Source organism: Arthrobacter sp. BK1, assembly GCF_056680055.1.
This window is the reverse complement of record NZ_CM155263.1, coordinates 428,660-444,808: the sequence shown is the minus strand read 5'-3', so window position 1 is coordinate 444,808 and position 16,149 is coordinate 428,660. Positions and strand designations below refer to the sequence as shown.

The 16,149-nt window shown below is 65.7% G+C and carries 17 protein-coding genes and 6 tRNA genes; 8 read left to right on the top strand and 15 right to left on the bottom strand.

Features of this window, described 5'->3' with window-relative positions:
- Positions 1–12: 12 nt before the first annotated feature.
- The 6 genes from AC1MCA_RS02015 to AC1MCA_RS01990 all read right to left on the bottom strand — a co-directional run bounded on the left by AC1MCA_RS02015 (position 13) and on the right by AC1MCA_RS01990 (position 5,262).
- Entirely contained in the window at positions 13–666 is a 654-nt protein-coding gene (locus tag AC1MCA_RS02015; RefSeq protein ID WP_108600483.1) for a DUF3000 domain-containing protein, read from the bottom strand.
- A 57-nt stretch (positions 667–723) separates the two neighbouring features.
- Positions 724–1,872, bottom strand: coding sequence for a threonine aldolase family protein (locus AC1MCA_RS02010; RefSeq protein WP_479803249.1), 1,149 nt, complete (start codon positions 1,870–1,872; stop codon positions 724–726).
- A gap of 35 nt (positions 1,873–1,907) precedes the next feature.
- On the bottom strand, positions 1,908–2,687 hold the full coding sequence (locus AC1MCA_RS02005; protein WP_479803247.1) for an SDR family oxidoreductase: 780 nt from the start codon (positions 2,685–2,687) through the stop codon (positions 1,908–1,910).
- Between the two features lie 8 nt (positions 2,688–2,695).
- A complete protein-coding gene (locus tag AC1MCA_RS02000; RefSeq protein ID WP_479800851.1) occupies positions 2,696–4,084 on the bottom strand; it encodes a DUF6421 family protein in 1,389 nt (462 codons plus the stop codon).
- Positions 4,085–4,234: 150 nt separating this feature from the next.
- Positions 4,235–4,756, bottom strand: coding sequence for a peptide-methionine (R)-S-oxide reductase MsrB (gene msrB / locus AC1MCA_RS01995; RefSeq protein WP_479800847.1), 522 nt, complete (start codon positions 4,754–4,756; stop codon positions 4,235–4,237).
- A 14-nt stretch (positions 4,757–4,770) separates the two neighbouring features.
- Positions 4,771–5,262: a hypothetical protein gene (locus tag AC1MCA_RS01990; RefSeq protein WP_479800846.1), complete on the bottom strand. Its 492-nt coding sequence runs from the start codon at positions 5,260–5,262 to the stop codon at positions 4,771–4,773.
- A 99-nt stretch (positions 5,263–5,361) separates the two neighbouring features.
- Between AC1MCA_RS01990 and AC1MCA_RS01985 the strand changes: the two genes are divergently transcribed.
- Entirely contained in the window at positions 5,362–6,651 is a 1,290-nt protein-coding gene (locus AC1MCA_RS01985; protein ID WP_479800843.1) for an alpha/beta hydrolase family protein, read from the top strand.
- On the opposite strand, the gene ybaK is transcribed toward AC1MCA_RS01985, so the two are convergent.
- The 3 genes from ybaK to AC1MCA_RS01970 are packed head-to-tail and all read right to left on the bottom strand — an operon-like array spanning position 6,648 to position 8,552.
- Positions 6,648–7,145: a Cys-tRNA(Pro) deacylase gene (ybaK, locus tag AC1MCA_RS01980; RefSeq protein WP_108597715.1), complete on the bottom strand. Its 498-nt coding sequence runs from the start codon at positions 7,143–7,145 to the stop codon at positions 6,648–6,650. The two genes, AC1MCA_RS01985 and ybaK, sit on opposite strands and share 4 nt — an antisense overlap.
- A 23-nt stretch (positions 7,146–7,168) precedes the next feature.
- Complete coding sequence (locus AC1MCA_RS01975; protein ID WP_108597716.1) at positions 7,169–7,630, bottom strand: SufE family protein; 462 nt, start codon at positions 7,628–7,630, stop codon at positions 7,169–7,171.
- Positions 7,631–7,640: 10 nt separating this feature from the next.
- Positions 7,641–8,552 carry a sulfurtransferase gene (locus AC1MCA_RS01970; RefSeq protein WP_479800839.1) on the bottom strand — a complete coding sequence of 304 codons (912 nt, stop codon included), beginning with the start codon at positions 8,550–8,552 and terminating at the stop codon, positions 7,641–7,643.
- 218 nt (positions 8,553–8,770) lie between these two features.
- Here AC1MCA_RS01970 and zapE point away from each other — a divergent pair, with 218 nt between their 5' ends.
- Complete coding sequence (gene zapE, locus AC1MCA_RS01965; RefSeq protein WP_108597718.1) at positions 8,771–9,808, top strand: cell division protein ZapE; 1,038 nt, start codon at positions 8,771–8,773, stop codon at positions 9,806–9,808.
- 172 nt (positions 9,809–9,980) lie between these two features.
- Here the strand turns inward: zapE and AC1MCA_RS01960 are convergent, their stop codons facing one another.
- The 6 genes from AC1MCA_RS01960 to AC1MCA_RS01935 all read right to left on the bottom strand — a co-directional run bounded on the left by AC1MCA_RS01960 (position 9,981) and on the right by AC1MCA_RS01935 (position 10,996).
- Positions 9,981–10,262 carry an antitoxin gene (locus tag AC1MCA_RS01960; protein WP_108597721.1) on the bottom strand — a complete coding sequence of 94 codons (282 nt, stop codon included), beginning with the start codon at positions 10,260–10,262 and terminating at the stop codon, positions 9,981–9,983.
- A 181-nt stretch (positions 10,263–10,443) separates the two neighbouring features.
- Positions 10,444–10,515, bottom strand: a tRNA-Val gene (locus AC1MCA_RS01955).
- A gap of 42 nt (positions 10,516–10,557) precedes the next feature.
- Positions 10,558–10,630: transfer RNA gene (locus AC1MCA_RS01950), tRNA-Gly, on the bottom strand.
- Positions 10,631–10,687: 57 nt separating this feature from the next.
- Positions 10,688–10,762 (bottom strand) — tRNA-Val (locus tag AC1MCA_RS01945).
- Between the two features lie 43 nt (positions 10,763–10,805).
- Positions 10,806–10,876 (bottom strand) — tRNA-Cys (locus AC1MCA_RS01940).
- Between the two features lie 47 nt (positions 10,877–10,923).
- A tRNA-Gly gene (locus tag AC1MCA_RS01935) sits at positions 10,924–10,996 on the bottom strand.
- 229 nt (positions 10,997–11,225) lie between these two features.
- Here AC1MCA_RS01935 and AC1MCA_RS01930 point away from each other — a divergent pair.
- From AC1MCA_RS01930 to rpe, 6 genes are all read left to right on the top strand, one after another.
- Positions 11,226–11,297, top strand: a tRNA-Val gene (locus tag AC1MCA_RS01930).
- A 102-nt stretch (positions 11,298–11,399) separates the two neighbouring features.
- Positions 11,400–12,260, top strand: a complete 861-nt coding sequence (locus AC1MCA_RS01925; RefSeq protein WP_479800837.1) for a cytochrome — start codon at positions 11,400–11,402, stop codon at positions 12,258–12,260.
- A 76-nt stretch (positions 12,261–12,336) separates the two neighbouring features.
- Positions 12,337–12,915, top strand: coding sequence for a peptide deformylase (gene def / locus AC1MCA_RS01920; RefSeq protein ID WP_479800835.1), 579 nt, complete (start codon positions 12,337–12,339; stop codon positions 12,913–12,915).
- Positions 12,912–13,832, top strand: a complete 921-nt coding sequence (gene fmt / locus AC1MCA_RS01915) for a methionyl-tRNA formyltransferase (RefSeq protein ID WP_479800833.1) — start codon at positions 12,912–12,914, stop codon at positions 13,830–13,832. The genes def and fmt overlap by 4 nt, the downstream gene beginning before the upstream one ends.
- Complete coding sequence (locus AC1MCA_RS01910; protein ID WP_479800832.1) at positions 13,829–15,415, top strand: RsmB/NOP family class I SAM-dependent RNA methyltransferase; 1,587 nt, start codon at positions 13,829–13,831, stop codon at positions 15,413–15,415. The genes fmt and AC1MCA_RS01910 overlap by 4 nt, the downstream gene beginning before the upstream one ends.
- Before the next feature lie 21 nt (positions 15,416–15,436).
- Complete coding sequence (gene rpe, locus AC1MCA_RS01905) at positions 15,437–16,117, top strand: ribulose-phosphate 3-epimerase (RefSeq protein ID WP_479803246.1); 681 nt, start codon at positions 15,437–15,439, stop codon at positions 16,115–16,117.
- The last annotated feature ends 32 nt before the right edge of the window (positions 16,118–16,149 follow it).

The following is a 16,149-nucleotide window of genomic DNA, read 5'->3' as shown; positions in this document are numbered from 1 at the left end:
TGGTTCCGGTGCCTAGTTCCGGCGCCGGCGGGGAAGGGCGGAGACGCCGTCGGGCAGCGGCGGCAGGCCGGCAAAAGTACAGACCATGTCCGACCACGCTTCGAGGTGGGCCGTGACGTCCGAGGACGCTGGCGTCCAGGACGCGCGGAGCTCGATGTCGATGGTGCCCGGCCTGTCGGACAGTGTCCCGAAGCTCTCCGAGAGGACACGCGTGGCGGTTCCGCCGGCCGCCCGGTAAGGGGCCTTGTGGTTCTCGAGTGCCTCGACCAGCCAGGTCCAGGCGACGGTGCCCAACATTTCGTCGTTGCCCATTTCCGGCTCCAGCTGGGCCCGGATGTAGGTGACGATGCGGAATTCGCCGTCCCAGACCGCCGAACCCTCAGGATCGTGGAGCAGGATGAAGCGGCCCGTGGCGAGTTCGGTTTCCTCCTCGTCCTCTGTTCCGGAGGCGGCCGCCAGTGCCATGGCAGCCGGCCCGTGAACGGGTTTGGTGCCTGCGTTGGGGCCGGGCGCCATGACTTCGGCCCCGAGTGCCACCGCGAACGGTGCCAGGCGTGCCGGGGCGGGGATTTCCGCCAGCCGCAGTTCATCGCGGCATTGGGCCTTGCGGAGGGTTCCCAAGGCGTGGAGAAATTCCGGGGGAACCTGGGCGAGTGAGTTCACCATCGCAGATTAGCAACTGCAGGGGAGTGCCGCCGCAGGCTCGCCGTCCGCCGGCTCATGCTACCCGGCGTCCGTGCTTGCGGCGCGGTCCCTGGCCTGACGCCTCGCCTGGCCGGCAACCTGCCCAAGCTCCTTGCGGATGGCAGCCGCAAACGCGTCGACGTCGTCCTCGGTGGTGTCGAAGGAACACATCCAGCGCACCTCGCGGGCGGCCGCGTTCCAGTCGTAGAACCGGAAGTATTCCCTCAGCCGGTCGGCCACGCCTGCCGGCAGGATGGCGAAGACGCCGTTGGATTCGGTCTTCTGGGTGGGCCGGACGCCGTCGATGGAGTCGACGGCGGCGCGGAGCCGGGCAGCCATGGCGTTGGCATGGGAAGCGGACCGCAGCCACAGTCCGTCTTCGAGGAGCGCAATGAACTGGGCGGACAGGAAACGCATTTTCGAAGCCAGCTGCATGTTCATTTTGCGCAGGTAGATCAGGCCGTGGGCCGCTTCAGGGTTCAGTGCAACCACCACTTCGCCGTAAAGCAGTCCGTTTTTGGTGCCGCCGAAGGACAGGATGTCCACACCGGCGTCTCGCGTGAATGCCCGCAGCGGCACCTGCAGGTGCGCTGCGGCGTTGGCCAGCCGGGCGCCGTCCATGTGGAGCTTCATGCCCTTGGCGTGGACATGGTCTGCGATGGCGCGTACTTCGGCCGGGGTGTAGCAGGTCCCCAGTTCCGTGGTCTGCGTGATGGACACAGCCAACGGCTGGGCACGGTGCTCATCGCCCCAGCCCCAGGCCTCACGGTCAATCAGCTCCGGCGTCAGCTTGCCGTCGGGGGTAGGGACGTGCAGGAGCTTGATCCCGCCAATCCGTTCCGGGGCGCCGTTCTCGTCCATATTGATGTGGGCCGTCGACGCGCACACCACAGCGCCCCACCGTGGCAGCAGCGACTGCAGCGCCAGGACGTTGGCGCCGGTTCCGTTGAACACCGGGAAGCATTCGATGCCGGCGCCGAAGTGCTCCTCCATCAGCTCCTGCAGCCGGGCCGTGTAGTCATCCTCGCCGTAGGACACCTGATGGCCTTCGTTGGCCGCAGCCAGTGCCGCCAGCACCTTCGGGTGGACACCTGAATAGTTGTCCGAAGCGAAACCGCGAACGGCCGGATCGTGCAGCCGTCCGCTGCCATTCTCAACAGTGGCGGGGGCCTGGGCAGTTGTTGTCATTGCTTTGCTCACGTTCTCAGTCTAGGGACAAGGGGTCAGGAGGCGAGGACCAGCCGCCGGCCGTTCAGCTCGCTTGCCGGGCGGCTGAAGAGACCGACGACGGCGGCCGCCAGCTCCTCGACGTCGGTGGCACCGGGGAACGTCCGTTCCGGGTGCCGCTTCCGGACGTCCGCGTCGACCAGCGCCTTCACCACCAGGACGACGGCGGCACTGCCGGGTTCACTGCCTGTGCGGTCAGGGCTGTCCGTGCCTGCGGCGCTGCGCCCCAGTCCTTCTGCCATGGCCATGGTCCATGCTTCGGCAGCGGCCTTGGCTGCCGCATAGCTGGCGTTTGCTGCAAGCGGCTTGTCCACCGCCGTCGAGGAGACCATGGCAAACCTCCCGCTGGGGGAGGCTGCCAGATCGGCATAGAAGACCCGGGTCACATTCCTGAGCGTGGTGATGGCACCGCGCTCCAGGAATTCCCAGTCGTCGTCGCTCTGGTCCTCAATTCCCGTGGCGCCGCGCCAGCCGCCCACAAGGTGGATCACTGCGTCCGGCGGACCTGCGGTGCCCGAGATGGTCTCACGGAGGTCCTGGACTGCGGACAGATCCGCGAGATCGCACACCAGTGGCGTGACGCCGTCGCCCGCGTTCCGGGCAGCGTCTTCGATGCGGCGCCTGTCTGACCCCACAGTGAAGACCCGGAACCCGGCCTGGCGCAGGGCACGGGCCACTGCGATCCCGGATGCTCCGCTGCCGCCGGTGACCAGGACGTTCAGCGCCCGTCCGCCGTCCGGGACGGGCGCGTCGTCGGCCGGCCGTTGCGGGCTCACCTCACCGCTCACACTTCCGACGTTCCGGTGATGCCTGCGGTGGATTCGATGACGGGACGCATTTTCTTCTCCAATGCCTCGTAGAACATGGACAGCGGGAATTCGTCGTCCAGCACCTGGTCCGTCAGCCCGCGCGGGGGACCGGCAACGGGCAGCGCGTCCGCACCCTTGGCCCATACCGACGCAGGGCTGGGCGTGAGCGTGGCGGAGATCAGCTGGTAGGCGGCGAGCCAGTGGGCCATCTTGGGCCGGTCAATGGAACGCCAATACAGGTCATCGATGGTGGCCCCGAGGGCGATGACGGCGTCCGCCACCTGGTCCCAGTCAATGGCGAGCCGGCTGTCGGTCCAGTGGAGGACGTGGTGCTGGTGCAGCCACGCGAACAGCAGTTGTCCGCCCAAGCCGTCGTAGTTGCGCACCCGGCTGCCGGTGATCGCAAAACGGAAAATCCGGTCGAAGATGATGGCGTACTGCACCAGCTTGGCGTGGCGGCGGGCCTGCGGGTCTGCAGCCTCGTCCTTTTCGATCCGGACGGACTCGCGGAAGGCGGTGAGGTCACAGCGGAGTTCCTCGAGGGAGTACAGGAAGTACGGCATGCGCTGCTTGATCATGAACGGGTCAAAGGGCAGGTCCCCGCGCATATGCGTGCGGTCGTGGATCAGGTCCCACATCACAAACGTGGCCTCGGTGAGCTTCTGGTCCGAAAGCAGCTCCGCTGCGCCGTCGGGAAGCTCCAGCGAGGTGGTGGCCGCCGCAGCGCCCAGGACCCGCCGGAAACGGGCCGCCTCGCGGTCCGCGAAGATCGCGCCCCACGTGAAGGCGTGCGTCTGCCGGACAGCCACGGTTTCGGGGAACAGGACAGCGGAGTTGGTGTCGTAACCAGCCGTGAAGTCCAGAAACCTGACAGGCACGAAGAGCCTGTTGGAGTAGTCCCCGGATTCAAGTTCGGCAACGAAGTCCGGCCAGATGACTTCGATCAGGACAGCCTCCACCAGCCTGCTGCTGCTTCCGTTCTGGGTGTACATGGGGAAGACGACCACATGCTGCAGCCCGTCGCGGCGCTGCAGTTGGGGCTGGAAGGCCAGGAGCGAGTTGAGGAAATCCGGCACGCCGAACCCGGCACTTTCGGAGCCGTCTTCTCCGCCCGCCCAGGTGCGGAAGTCTGCCGCGGCTGCCTCAAGGTAATCGGCGTCGTGGGGGACCAGCGGCGCCAGCCGGGCCAGGGAATCCGTGATGGCCGAGACCTGGACCCGCGCTTCAGCGTGGTTGGCGGGGTCGGCCACCGAACCGTCCTGGCTCTGCAGTGCCTGAAGTGCCTGGGCAGCAGTCTTGAGTCGTATCCACGCGGGATTCTCCGCCGAAATCCGGGTGGGGACACTGGTAATGGTGACGGTCATGTCGGACTGCCTTTCTCGTTGCTAAGCTCTACCGCGAGCGTAACAAGCAACCAGATTCCCTAATTCCAAAACCGCTCTAGCATAAGAGATCCTCATGCTAGACGGGAGAATCAACAGTGTCAGGTGCGGGCGAAACCGTGTCTGGCCGGACTAGGCCTCCGAGGGTTGCCCGTCCGCGGCGTCGCGCGGTACCAGCTTGAGGGACACCGAGTTGATGCAGAAGCGCTGGTCCGTAGGGGTGCCGTACCCCTCGCCCTCGAACACATGGCCCAGGTGGGAGTCGCAGTTCGCGCACCGTACTTCCACCCGCTCCATGCCGAGGGTGCGGTCATGGATGTAGCGGACAGTGCCATCGGCCAGCGGCGCCCAGAAGGATGGCCAGCCACAGTGGGAGTCGAACTTTTCGTTGCTCCTGAAGAGTTCGGTCCCGCAGGCGCGGCACTGATAGACGCCCTCGGTGTGCGTGTCAGTGTACTCGCCCGTATAAGGGCGCTCCGTACCGGCCTGCCGCAGCACGCGGTACTCCTCCGGCGTGAGTTCCTGCCGCCATTCGTCGTCGGTTTTCCGGACTGCGGGCCCGGGCGTGCCGGAATTACCGGTGTCAGTGACGGTGCCGGGAATGGACGCGGTGGCCTTGTTACCGAAGATGCTGCTCTTTCCGAAGATGCTCATAGTGTGATCAACGCTCAGGAGTCGCCGATAAATCCCGAACCGGCGTACAGGTGCAGTACGGGCAGCCCGAGCTGGTCCTGGGCTTTGTTGGCCCAGTCGGTGTGGAACGTGTCCGCCACGGCGTGGGGCCGCGTAATCACCACAGCCTGGCTCGCGCCGAGTTCCTTGACCTTGCTGACAAGGCCATTGACGGCGCCGCCGTCCACAACTTCCCCTGTTATCCCGCCGCCCAGCCCGTCCAAGGCAGCCAGCGAGGCGGCCAGCGTCTCGGCGGCCTCCGCACGTTCGGCGTTGCGGTCCGGGGCGTGGGCAGTCAGCTCACGGAACGCTTTTGCGATGTCCAGCAGGGAGAGGTTCTCCAGGAAGTCCACCAGCAGATGCCGTTCAGTGTTGCCCGGTACCAACAGGACAAGTGGGGTGTCTGATCCGCCCACCAGCCGTTCGATGTTCACGCGGTCGTCCGCGCCCAGGGGTTCTTCGGTCAGGATGACGATTGGATCGCTCATGGCATCAGCCTAGCCGTGCACCCTCTCTGCTGCATCCTTTGCCCGCCAGTGCGCCGCGTGGAATGTGGCCAACCGGCTCCGGGCAGTAAGAATGGTTCCATGGCACCTTCCACGCGTACACCCACGTTGACGGCGACAACCCCGCTCCAGGCCGACGGCGGTATGTCGTCGCGCACCAAGTGGGCCCTCGGCGGTGTGCTTGGCGGTGGAGCACTTGCAGGCTTACTGGCCACGGGGTCCTCCGCGCTCGCCGTTTACTTCGCCCGGCGCGTCATCACCCCGGTAAGGCAGCGTGCTGCCGACCAGGAAGTCCTGGCGGTGATCCGGGAAGGCAGCGGGCGGCAGGTGATCCTGGCTGCCACCCCGGACACCATCGTTGACGGCGTCTACGGGTTGTTCTTCGACGGCGGCAAGGGCCATGCCCGGATCGGCCGGATCGTGTCCTACTCGCCGGCGGACGGCACAGTCCTGCGGGAAGTGGAGGCTGTTTACGCCGGTGACCTGGACAAGGCCCGCCGCGGGTGGTGGAGCGGTGCCATCCATCCCGATCCAGCAGCCGCGGGCTACGCTGCCGAGGATGTCCTGATCGAGGTCGACGGCGGCGAAGCGCCTGCGTGGCTGGTCCCCGCCGGCGGCACAGCCCGGACGTGGGCGATTATGGTTCACGGCCGCGGCGCGACCCGCCAGGAGGCCATCCGCGCGGTTGGACCCGCACTGGAACTGGGGCTGACCAGCCTTCTGGTGTCTTACCGGAACGACGGACTGGCACCGTCGGCCAACGATGGCCGCTACGGGCTGGGATCCACGGAGTGGCACGACGTGGACGCTGCCATCGAGTTTGCGCTGGCCAACGGGGCCGAGGAGATCGTACTTTTCGGGTGGTCCATGGGCGGGGCCATCTGCCTTCAGACGGCGGACCTGTCACGCTACCGCCACCTGATCCGGGCCATGGTCCTGGATGCGCCGGTGATCAACTGGGTCAACGTCCTGGCCCATCACGCGCAGCTGAACCGGATCCCGTCCCTGGTGGGCCGGTACGGGCAGCTGATGCTCGGCCACCCGCTGGGCCGCAGGCTCACCGGACTTGCCGCCCCCGTGGACCTTAAGGCCATGGACTGGGTGGCCCGTGCGGTGGAAGTGCGGACACCCACGCTGATCATCCACAGCGTTGATGACGAGTACGTTCCCTATGGCCCGTCAACGGTCCTGGCGGAGCGGAATGCCGAAATGGTCACGTTCGAGACCTTTAACCACGCACGGCACACCAAGGAATGGAACGTGGATCCGGAGCGCTGGGAGAGCCTGGTCAAAGCGTGGCTGCGGCCCCAGCTGGCCCCGCGCCTGAATCCCGGCCAGCGCCAGTTCGGGGACGCGCCCGCCGGAGGCTAGCTGGTGCGGGTGCCGATCGCGGCGGTGACGGCGGACGTCAGGCGGATGAGGTCGGCCGGGGCCAGCTCAATGTCCAAGCCCCGCTTGCCCCCCGAAACCAGCACGGTTTCGAAGGTGAGGGCACTGCCGTCAACCACCGTAGGGGACTGCTGGCGCTGGCCAAGCGGCGAGATCCCGCCCAGGACGTAGCCGGTGCGGCGTTCGGCCGCAGCGGGGTCCGCCATTCCAGCCTTTTTTGCACCAAGGGCGGCGGCGAACGCCTTGAGGTCAAGGTTCCCGCTGACCGGCACCACTCCCACCGCCAGCCTGCCTTCAACCTCAACCATGAGGGTCTTGAAGACCTTTTCCGGGGCGATGCCCAGGGCTTCGGCGGCTTCGGTGCCGTAACTGGCAGCAGCCGGATCGTGGGTGTAGGGATGCAGCACAAAAGGAACGCCTGCCGCAGCCAGTATGGCTGTGGCCGGCGTTCCTTTAGACGAACTCTTGCGCCCCAAGAGGTTCAGTTCCGGTCCGGTCTTCAGGACCCGGGCCGGGAGGTGGCCGCGACCTTGCGTTTGATGCGGCCCAGCATCGCGGTCATGCCACGCATCCGCAGCGGCGTGATGGCACGGGTTAGGCCAAGGAGTTCCGGCATGTCATCGGGCACAGCCAGAATCTCAGCAGCGGTGAGGCCGTCCAGTCCCTCGTGCAGTACGCCGGCGAAGCCGCGGGTGGTGGGGGCTTCCGGTGGGGCTTTGAAGTAGAGCCGGACGCTGTTGGCCGTGCCGGCGTCGTTCTTTTCCGTTTCAATTGTCAGGAACAACGGCGACTGGCATTCCACCACCTGCTCCAGGAGCTCGGGGTGGTCCTTCAGCCGGTCCGGCAGCTCGGGCAGTTCACGCGAGAACTCGAGCAGCAGCTGAAGCCGCTCGGGCTCCGTCAGTGCCTGGAAGTCATCGACAATTTCCGCCAGCGCGGCGGGCAGGTCATGTGTAGTCATCGGTCCCAGTTTACGCCGGGACCGTGCCGCGTTCCGCGCCCTTGACGATGGGAACGCGTACGGCGTTGCCCCACTCGGTCCAGGAGCCGTCGTAGTTCCGGACGGTGTCGAAGCCCAGCAGGTACTTCAGTGCGAACCAGGTGTGGCTGGAACGCTCGCCGATACGGCAGTAGGCCACGACGTCATCGCCGGCCACCAGGCCCGCTTCGTCCAGGTACAGGGCCTCGAGTTCGTTGCGGCTGCGGTACGTTCCGTCCGCAGCAGCTGCACGGGCCCAGGGGATTGATGCCGCCGTGGGGATGTGGCCGCCGCGGAGCGCGCCTTCCTCGGGGTAGGCCGGCATGTGGGTCCGCTGGCCCGTGTATTCCTCGGTGGAGCGGACATCGATCAGGGGATTGCCGAAGTGCGCCAGCACGTCTTCCTTGAACGCACGGATGGGGGCATCGTTGCGCTCCACCACCGGGTAGTCGCCCGGCTCAGGGGTGGACGTTTCGGTGGTCAGTTCCCGCCCTTCGGCGATCCATTTGTCCCGGCCGCCGTCCAGCAGGCGGACGTCCTCGTGGCCGAAGAGGGTGAAGACCCACAGGGCGTACGCGGCCCACCAGTTGGATTTGTCGCCGTAGATGACCACTGTGGAATCGCGGGAGATGCCTTTGGCTGCTGCCAGGGCGGCGAAGGCACTGCCGTCCACGTAATCCCGCGTCACTTCATCGTTGAGGTCTGTGTGCCAGTCGATCTTGACCGATCCAGGGATATGGCCCGTCTCGTAAAGCAGGACGTCCTCGTCGGATTCGACCACTACGAGCTTCCCGTCCGCCACTGCGCCGGACTCGAGGGCGGCAGCGAGCCATTCAGTGGATACCAGGCGCTCCGGGTTGGCGTAGGCGGCAAACTTCTCGTTTTGTTCTACTGGGTAGGACACGGTGATGGCCTTTCACGAAAGACGTACTGCGGATCTGCTGACGGACGGTTGAACCTCCCATCCACACTAGCCACGCCCGGCTGCGTTGTCCGGTTCCCGTTAACAGAGGGAAATATGGCTTTCGTCACGCTACGGAGCCTGACGGTGGCTGGACGGAGGAGGCCGCCGTCATTGCCGGTATTCTTTCTGGGGACAACCCACCAGCAGAACGGACCACCTTGGTACAGATCGAACAGCTTGCTGCCCGCACTCCGGCAGTGTCGGTGGATGAGCTCCTCAAGGGCTTCTATCCCTCGCCGCGGTTCGGCAAGGTCTCTTTTGCCAGTTACCGGCCCGATCCCAACCAGCCGTCCCAGGCCGCAGCGGTCAGGGCACTGGAAGGCTTCGCCGGGGGAGTGGGAGCAGGCGACGGCGCCGGGCTGTTCAAGAAGCTCTTCAGCAAGAAAGTGGAAACGAGGGCGGGCATCTACCTCGACGGCGGATTCGGCGTCGGCAAAACCCACCTGCTGGCTTCGCTCTGGCATGCAGCGCCCGGCCCCAAGGCATTCGGTACGTTCGTGGAGTACACCAACCTCGTGGGGGCTCTGTCGTTCCGCAAGACCGTAGAGGCCCTGAGCCACTACAAACTGGTGTGCATCGACGAGTTCGAGCTCGATGACCCGGGCGACACAGTCCTGATGTCCCGGCTCATGCGGGAACTGGCCGACGCCGGCGTCAAGCTCGCAGCGACGTCCAACACCCTGCCCGGCTCGCTGGGCGACGGCCGCTTCGCCGCCGTCGACTTCCAGCGGGAGATCCAGGTCCTGGCGGACCAGTTTGACGTGCTCCGGATCGACGGCGAAGACTTCCGGCACCGCGGCCTCCCCACCCCGCCGTCCCCGCTGAAGAACAGCCAGCTCGCCGCCCAGATGAAGGCCGAGTTCGATGGCAAGACCGTGGCGCAGGACGAATTCAGCACGCTGATCGCCCACCTCGCCGGGGTCCACCCCAGCCGTTACCGCCAGCTGATTGACGGGATCGACGGTGTGGTGTGGCGCAACGTGGAAACCATCACCGAACAGTCCGTTGCCCTCCGCTTCGTGGTGCTTGCGGACAGGCTGTACGACAAGGATGTTCCCATCCTTGCCAGCGGCGTTCCCTTCGACAAGCTGTTCACCGACGAGATGATGCACGGCGGATATACCAAGAAGTACTTCCGCGCTGTCTCCCGCCTGACAGCACTGGCGCGCGAGGGCCAGAACCACGAGCCGTCCTGACCGCCAATACACCAACGCGGGGTCAGATATCGCCCCTCCGGGGGTCTCGGAGGGGCGATATCTGACCCCGCGTTGGTGTATTGGCGCTGCTTAAACGCCAAAGGTGCAGGTGCCGCCTCCCGGCGGGACCTGCACCCCCTTGACGTGCTAGGGCAAAGCCCTGGCCAAATCCTTACGGAGCCTTGTCAACCGGCGGAACCGGATTCACCGGCGGTGCCGGGTTGACGGGCGTGACCGGCGGAACCTGCTCAGTGGCAGGGGCCGCGCCGGGAGTACCGTTTTTGTCAATGAGCTTGGAAGCACCATCCTGGATTTTGTCGACGTGACCGGCGTACTTGCCGCCAGTCTTCGAGTCGACGAAATCGCCGGCCTTGGTAAGACCGTCCTTGATGGCCTGCTCGTTGCCATGGATAAGACCCTGAGCCTTGCCCTTAAGATCGTCAATCAGTCCCACGAGCACCTCCCTTCAATAACGGAGCCAGTTCGCTCCTCCGCAAACGATCCTAGCCCTGTCTCCTGGGCATGCCAAGGAAAGAGGGTGTGCTGGCCGTTCGCCCGGAGCGGATCGGACGGGCTCCGTGATCCGACGAAAGGAAAAGGGCAACAAAAAAGCAGCCCGTAAAGAGCTGCTGCTGTGGGCGATACTGGGATCGAACCAGTGACCTCTTCCGTGTCAGGGAAGCGCGCTACCGCTGCGCCAATCGCCCGAAACCTGAAGCTGGTGCACTTCGGTTATTGGGGGAGATGAGAGCGGACGACGAGATTCGAACTCGCGACATCCACCTTGGCAAGGTGGTGCTCTACCAGCTGAGCTACGTCCGCGTATGAAGTGCGAAGAACCTGGGGCCCTACGTACTGCATGAAGCAAGTTTCCTTGCCTGGTGGGCGATACTGGGATCGAACCAGTGACCTCTTCCGTGTCAGGGAAGCGCGCTACCGCTGCGCCAATCGCCCATGTGAGATCCGGAGTAAACCGGAAACCCTATGGTTTTCACCGAGGTGGGTACGGGATTCGAACCCGTGTAAACGGCTTTGCAGGCCGCTGCCTCGCCTCTCGGCCAACCCACCGTGTAAGCACCGGTTCCGAAAAACCGTTGTCATGACAGTGTCCTGCGAGCGGACGACGAGATTCGAACTCGCGACATCCACCTTGGCAAGGTGGTGCTCTACCAGCTGAGCTACGTCCGCATTCGGAGCGTGAATTCCGTGCCGTTTTCGGGCATTTCCTCGCGTTCCAACGAGTAAGAACTCTATAGGAGGTTCAGGGATTCTCCAAATCGCGCCGCTTTACGCCACCGCAGACCGGCTGGATCCCTGCAATCTAGGGGTTTTTCGGAATTACAGGCCTGTAATTCGCTTCCGGCGCTTTTTCGATTTCCATAAACCCCGCCCGGTCCGCTAGCATTCAAAGGCATCGGGGCGATTGGCGCAGTGGTAGCGCGCTTCGTTCACACCGAAGAGGTCACTGGTTCGAACCCAGTATCGCCCACCGAGCAAGCTGGTCCGTTTCCGCTCCAACGAGTGGAAACGGACCTTTTTTGTGCCGCCAACTGTCAGCCTTTCTGTCAGCCCCCTGTGAAAGAGTCTTTGTATGACTGATCCACTCCTTGCCCACGCCACGGAATACGGGCGCATGTACGCGCGGTCCACCTCCGAGCAGTTCTCCGTTCCGTCCATCACCACCGTCATCGGCCAGCAGCCGCACGGCCTGGATGGCTGGTTCGGATACATGGGCGCCAGCAGCCTGGCCAAGGACCCGCTGCTTGCTGATTGCCTGGGCAGCCCGGCGAAAATCCGTCAGGCCGTCAACCGGGCATCCAAAGCGGCAGAGACCTACCGGGATGACGCAGCCAGGCGTGGTGACCGCGTCCACAGTTACTGCGAGCAGGTGGCGCTCCGTGCCTTGGGCCGCCCCCATGCCATGAAGGAGACCCGGGAGGCGCTGGCCGCCAACGGCGAGGAAGCCTTTGCCCTCCGGTTTGACGAGTGGTGGGAGCTGTATGACGTGGAGCCCCTCGCCCCGGAAATCACTGTCTGGAACAAATCAGTGGGCTACGCCGGAACCCTGGACCTCGTGGCCCGCATCAACGGCCGGATCTGCCTTATTGACTACAAAACCAAAGGCACTACCCGGGACGGCACAGTGAAGCCCCTGGATGACAAGGTGGTCATGCAGCTCGTGGCGGGAATGAAAGCCGAAGAAAGCCTCGTGGACCCGGTGGCCGGGGAATGGGAAGCCTGGAAGTACGGCGAGGCCCCGCTGCTCCTGGCAGTGGCCATCGGCGAGACCGAGGTCCGCCCGGTCCGCGCCAACCCGGACGTCCTGAAACACCATTGGTGGAAATTCTGCGCCCTGCGGCGGGTCTGGGAGCTGTCTGCTGACACGCTCGCCGCCGGTTCTGCCCTGCTTCCCGTGGCTCCGCCTCCGTCAGCCCAGGTCCGAAGCGCCTAGGCCAGTCCCCGCCAGGTTGCCCTGCGCCTAAACTGGACAGGTTGATCGTTTTTACCACCGTGAGGAATAACAGCACATGGCCATTCTGAATATCCGCATCATTGGTGATCCTGTGCTCCGTACAGTTGCCGATCCCGTGACGGATTTCGGGCCCGAACTCGCCAAGCTGGTGGCGGATATGACCGAGACCATGGAGGACGTGGACGGCGCAGGCCTGGCAGCCCCCCAGATCGGGGTCAGCAAGCGGGTCTTCACCTACAGGATTGACGGTGTGGAGGGCCACATCATCAACCCTGTGCTGGAAAACAGCGACGACCACCAGGCTGACCACGTAGAGGGCTGCCTTTCCATCCCCGGCCTCGCCTTCCCCGTCCGCCGCTTCCGCTTCACGCGTGCCACCGGCGTTGACCTGAACGGGAACCCTGTTTCCATCGAGGGGGAGGGCCTCCTGGCCCGTTGTTTCCAGCATGAGACTGACCATCTGGACGGCATCCTCTTCACCGACCGGCTGGAGGGTGAGGACCGCAAGGAAGCCCTGCGTTCCATCCGCAACGCCAACTACGACGCCGTTACGGAACGCACGACGACGAAACGGGCCAAGACGGTCGGGTCCAGTTTTGGCGGCGCAAGCTTTGGCGGCGGCGCCAACACATGAGGGTACTTTTCGCCGGCACTCCCGCCGTGGCGGTTCCGTCACTGAACGCGCTCGTCAAAGCGGGCTTTGAGGTCGTTGCGGTCCTGACCCGTCCGGACGCGCCGATAGGGCGCAAACGGGTGCTGACGCCGTCGCCCGTTGCAGCGCGGGCGGCCGAGCTGGGAATTGACGTCATTCACGCCACCCGCGTGGACGAAGCCGTCACGGAAAAAATCGCCGCAGCCGGGCCGGACGTCGCCGCCATCGTGGCGTACGGCGGACTGATTCCCCGTTCTGCCCTGGACATTCCCCGGCACGGCTGGATCAACCTTCACTTCTCCCTCCTGCCCGCCTGGCGCGGCGCCGCTCCGGTCCAGCGGGCCCTGATAGCCGGCGACGACGTCACCGGTGCCGTGACGTTCCTGCTGGAGGAAGGGCTGGACACCGGACCTGTCTTCGGGACGCTGACTGAACGCGTCGGCAAAGATGACACTGCGGGGGCGCTGCTGGAGCGGCTCTCCCACAGCGGGGCTGTCCTGCTGACACAGACGCTCTCAGCGGTCGAAGCAGGCAAGGCGGCCCCGCAGGCCCAGGTGGGCGAGGTCTCCCTGGCACCCAAGCTGACCCTTGAGGACGGCAGGCTCCACTGGAACCAGCCGGCACTGGCAATCGGGCGGCGTGCCCGCGGGGTCACTCCCGAGCCTGGCGCGTGGACCACACTGGATGGCCAGCGGGTCAAACTGGAACCGGTGAGGCTGCGGCCGGAGGCCCCTGACCTGGCCCCCGGTGAGGTCAGCCTCGACGGCAAGAGCGTCCTGGTGGGAACGGGGTCCCATGCGGTGGAACTGACCAGGATCCAGCCCGCAGGCAAAAAAATGATGGCCGCAGCCGACTGGGCCCGCGGATTGGCAACACTTGAAAGCGTGGTATTCGAATGAGCGAGTCCGGCGGCAATGCAGGCGGCAGCGGGAGCGGTGCCGGCGGGAGGGGCGCCCCACGCGGCGGACGCGGGAAAGGCGGGCCGCGGGACGGCAGCCAGCGCAACGCGCAGGGCCGGGAGCGGAACAGGCCCGCCGAGCGGAGCTTTACGGGCAGTGCACCCTCCGAACGCACCCGGCGCGCGGATCCTGCGCGGCTGGTGGCCTTTGAAGTCCTGCGCGCGGTCAGCGCCGAGGACGCCTACGCCAACCTGGTCCTTCCGTCCCGGATCCGCCATCACGGCCTGGACAAACGCGACGCCGGCTTCGCCACCGAACTAAGCTACGGCGCATTGCGCGGGCAGGGCACCTACGATGCCATCCTGGCCCTGTGCGTGGACCGTCCGCTGGACCAGCTCGATCCCGCCATCCTCGACGCCCTGCGGATCGGTGTCCATCAGATCCTGGCGATGCGGGTACCGGCACACGCGGCCCTGGACCAGACCGTCGGGCTGGCCCGGGCAGTGATCGGTGCCGGGCCCTCCGCCCTGATCAACGCGGTGCTGCGGAAGGTCACGGCCCACACCCTGGAGGAGTGGCTGGAGCTCCTTGTCGCCGGCGAAACCGACGAAACCAGGATCGCGTCCCTGCGCTACGCCCACCCCGAATGGATTGTCCGCGCCATGCGCCAGTCCCTGGTGGCACACGGCCGGTCCGCGTCGGAAATCAACGAACTCCTTGAGGCGGACAACGCCGCTCCGGTAGTAAACCTCGTTGCTCTGCCCGGGCTGGGAAGCCTTGAAGAAGCCTTGGAAAACGGAGCCACTCCCGGTGAACTGGTGGAAGGTTCTGCGCTGTCCAGTGGCGGCGACCTTGGCCGGCTCGCATCCGTGCGTGAAGGCAGCACCCGGGTCCAGGACGTCGGCTCGCAGCTGGTGGCCCGTGCCATGGCCGCGGTGGACCTGGCACCGCGTCCCGCAGCAGGTCCCGGTGCGGACGCTACCGAAGAGGCCTGGCTGGATCTGTGCGCAGGCCCCGGCGGCAAGGCGGCCCTGCTCGGCGCGCTGGCAAACCAGAAGGGCGCAACGCTGCTCGCCAATGAACCGGCTCCGCACCGGGCCAAACTGGTGAGCCAGGCCCTTTCGGCCGTGCCCAGGGACGTTTGGCGGGTCCGAACCGGAGACGGCCGCGACGTCGGAACTGAACACCCCGAATCCTTCGACCGGGTGCTGGTTGATGTCCCGTGCAGCGGGCTCGGCGCACTCCGGCGCCGGCCGGAATCGCGCTGGCGCCGCACGCCCAAGGACCTGGCGGACCTGGGACCGCTGCAGCGCGACCTCCTGAAATCAGCCCTGGCCGCTGTCCGGCCCGGCGGCGTGGTGGCTTATGTCACGTGCTCGCCCCACCCGGCCGAAACCACAGCGGTGGTCACCGATGTTCTCCGTAAACGCGATGACCTGGAGCTGCTCGACGCCGGTGCAGTGCTTGATGGCGTGAGCCTCACCGGCCACCTCGGCGCCGGCCACGATTCCACGGCGCAGCTTTGGCCGCACATCCACAGTACGGACGCCATGTTCCTGGCCCTCATCCGCAAGAAGGCCTGACCTGAAGTGAAAGGTTCCCCTATGCCGCAGTGCTGCATCAACCCGAGCATTCTGTCCGCCGACTTCGTCAACCTCGAAGCCGAACTGCAGCGCATCAGCACCGCGGACGCCGTGCACGTGGACGTCATGGACAACCACTTCGTTCCCAACCTCACCATCGGGCTGCCCGTGGTCCAGCGGATCCAGGCCGTCAGCCCCGTTCCGCTGGATGCCCACCTGATGATCTCCGACGCCGACCGCTGGGCACCGGGTTTTGCCGACGCAGGCCTGGCCTCGGTGACGTTCCACGCCGAGGCGTCCATCGCACCAGTCAAACTGGCACGCGAACTCAGGGCCAGGGGAGCCAAGGCGGGTATGGCGCTGAGGCCCGCCACGCCGGTGGAACCCTACCTGGACATGCTCTCGGAACTGGACATGCTCCTGATCATGACGGTGGAACCCGGCTTCGGTGGCCAGGCCTTCCTTGACCTGACCCTGCCGAAGATCCGCCGGGCCCGCGAAGCCATTGACGGCTCCGGAATCGAAGTGGCCATCCAGGTGGACGGCGGCATCACGGAAGAAACCATTGTCCGGGCAGCGGAGGCCGGGGCGACTGTCTTCGTCGCGGGCTCTGCCGTTTATGGTGCCCAGGACCCGGCCGCGGCCATCGCGCGCCTGCGTGAAGCGGGCAGCGTTAAGTTACGTGCCGGGTCGGGGGAATAGTCTGGACGCCATGCAGGTTATGGCACAATAGC

Coding starts and splice junctions, on each gene's coding strand:
- AC1MCA_RS02015 (WP_108600483.1), bottom strand. CDS start 666: ATGGTGAACTCACTCGCCCAGGTTCCCCCGGAATTTCTCCACGCCTTG.
- AC1MCA_RS02010 (WP_479803249.1), bottom strand. CDS start 1,872: ATGACAACAACTGCCCAGGCCCCCGCCACTGTTGAGAATGGCAGCGGA.
- AC1MCA_RS02000 (WP_479800851.1), bottom strand. CDS start 4,084: ATGACCGTCACCATTACCAGTGTCCCCACCCGGATTTCGGCGGAGAAT.
- msrB (WP_479800847.1), bottom strand. CDS start 4,756: ATGAGCATCTTCGGAAAGAGCAGCATCTTCGGTAACAAGGCCACCGCG.
- AC1MCA_RS01990 (WP_479800846.1), bottom strand. CDS start 5,262: ATGAGCGATCCAATCGTCATCCTGACCGAAGAACCCCTGGGCGCGGAC.
- AC1MCA_RS01985 (WP_479800843.1), top strand. CDS start 5,362: ATGGCACCTTCCACGCGTACACCCACGTTGACGGCGACAACCCCGCTC.
- AC1MCA_RS01975 (WP_108597716.1), bottom strand. CDS start 7,630: ATGACTACACATGACCTGCCCGCCGCGCTGGCGGAAATTGTCGATGAC.
- AC1MCA_RS01925 (WP_479800837.1), top strand. CDS start 11,400: ATGACTGATCCACTCCTTGCCCACGCCACGGAATACGGGCGCATGTAC.
- def (WP_479800835.1), top strand. CDS start 12,337: ATGGCCATTCTGAATATCCGCATCATTGGTGATCCTGTGCTCCGTACA.
- fmt (WP_479800833.1), top strand. CDS start 12,912: ATGAGGGTACTTTTCGCCGGCACTCCCGCCGTGGCGGTTCCGTCACTG.
- AC1MCA_RS01910 (WP_479800832.1), top strand. CDS start 13,829: ATGAGCGAGTCCGGCGGCAATGCAGGCGGCAGCGGGAGCGGTGCCGGC.
- rpe (WP_479803246.1), top strand. CDS start 15,437: ATGCCGCAGTGCTGCATCAACCCGAGCATTCTGTCCGCCGACTTCGTC.